Source organism: Moorena sp. SIO1F2 (assembly GCF_010672755.1).
Taxonomy (GTDB): Bacteria; Cyanobacteriota; Cyanobacteriia; order Cyanobacteriales; family Coleofasciculaceae; genus Moorena.
Map to the genome: position 1 here is coordinate 1 of NZ_JAAHFV010000617.1, position 1,946 is coordinate 1,946.

Here is a 1,946-nt window from a genome sequence, read left to right on the forward strand (position 1 = left end):
CTTCATTCTCCATTTTCCCTTCTTCATTCTTCATTCTCCATTTTCCCTTCTTCATTATCCATTCTTCATTATCCATTCTTCATTCTTCATTCTTCATTCTCCATTCTTCATTCTAAAATAACGTAGTCGGAGCATAGGGAATAATATCAGGATCGAATCCTCCCACTTGATTAGTGCGGATAACCCAAAGTTTAGCACCATGGTTTAACAAAAGATTAGCGATTTCGTCATGACCACGTCGTGGTAGTATAGTGCGCCAGCTAGTAAGTCCTCTAATGATCGGGATAATGGGATTGTCACTGGTAGCAACTCCCACCAAGGTTTCAGCATTTTCCTTCCAGTCACTACGAACAATTCCTAAGGGAGTCAGTTGTTTTTCTAGTGCTTGTCCCAACTCGGATAATTGTTGAAATCGTTGAGTTTGGGGATGATCTGGATGACTTTTCAACCACTCTTGAATTTCAGGATTGGCATTCACTTCATCTTCTATCTGTTGGATGGCTACATACAGCCCTTGATTGGAGTCTTGTACACAGGACTCTGCTGGTGAAACCAATGCTGCACCGTCACCATCCCCCGTGCGGTAGCGAGCCATCATTACTTGTAACTGATGCTTCAATTCGTCCAAGGGTGATAGTTTAATATCACCGAACTCGTAGTCTTGGGTGACTGCATCCAATTTAACAATCACATCAGAAACAGGTCGATTGCCTAACCAACCCCGCTGCAAATTTCCCATATAGTTCGGCCATTTGATTGACCCTGAAACAATGCCATCGGGGTTACTAGCATAAACTTGATCGTACTCTATATCAAAGCGTAATTCATCGCTTAATGGGTCACGCACTACATGAGCAATACCATAGGCAAAGTGACCGCTTACCATATTAAAAAGGGCACGTTCATCTTTTTTATTACCACCAATTCCCCCAAAAAGATGGATGACAATTCCCCGGTCTCCTTCTTGCCAACGGGATATCGCCGCCTCTGCTTCTTCAGCTAAAGGATCCAGCAGAACTGTGTTGCCAGTACCTTTTTGCTGTTCGGTATTTTCCCAATTTTTTTCCTTAATGTAAGTTACCCCTTCCTCAACTCCCAAAATTACTTGATCTGGCTCTAGCATCATCAAAGCCCTAGGTTCAATCCCTTGGGTAACAAAAATGCCGTCAGGATCCTGAGCACCATAAATATACCAACCAGCGCTATTTAGAGGAGAGTCTTCAATCTGGGAATTGGTAGATCTAGGGATGCCAAACCGGTCAGCCACCACTTGAGGAATACGAATAATTTCTTGAGGTCCATCAAATTGTTTTGAGTCTTTATTAAAGTGAGACACTTCAAAGCGATCGCTTTCAAGTGTCTCCCGCTTAATAATGGTAACCAAGCCATAGAAGCGACCGGTAATTTGCACTGGGTCTTCGGCAATAGTCAAAGATGTCCTTGTTTCTGACTCAGTCACAACTGGATTGTTTACCATGACAATCACATTATCGTCAGGTCTGGCTGCAGCCAACGATTCCAGGGGACCTACTTGATTGAGATTATTTAATCGAACCGGATGGATAGTGCCGCCTGTGATGCTATCTATCGTGGCTTGATTAAAATTAATATCTGTGGTAACTCGCTTCACATAGTCTTGGATCCCTGGAGCATCCTTACTCCATCCTAAGGTCACAATCTGTCCTACCAAATGCTGATACTCAGGAGCAGTATGGTAGACTTCAAAGAGTACCAAATCATCCGTTGTTCGTTCCTCCTTTGGCAGCTCGATCAGTCGTCCAATCCACTCACTAACGGGTTGATAAAGACTTGATGATAGGGTCTGATTTACGGGATAATAGCTAGGTTGATTTATCTCCTCGTTACGACAAAGTTCGTAGTTAGATGGTTTCGGTTCGGTCATTTTTTTCTGGGCTTGAGAGTAGATAAAAAATACCACCCCGATT

General features: G+C 43.1%; 1 protein-coding gene. It reads right to left on the bottom strand.

All coding sequences use genetic code 11. The features are described 5' to 3' along the window. Window positions 1–112 precede the first annotated feature (112 nt). The coding region (locus F6J94_RS33430) for an abortive infection protein (RefSeq protein WP_367142320.1) at window positions 113–1,946 on the bottom strand (1,834 nt) is incomplete at its 5' end.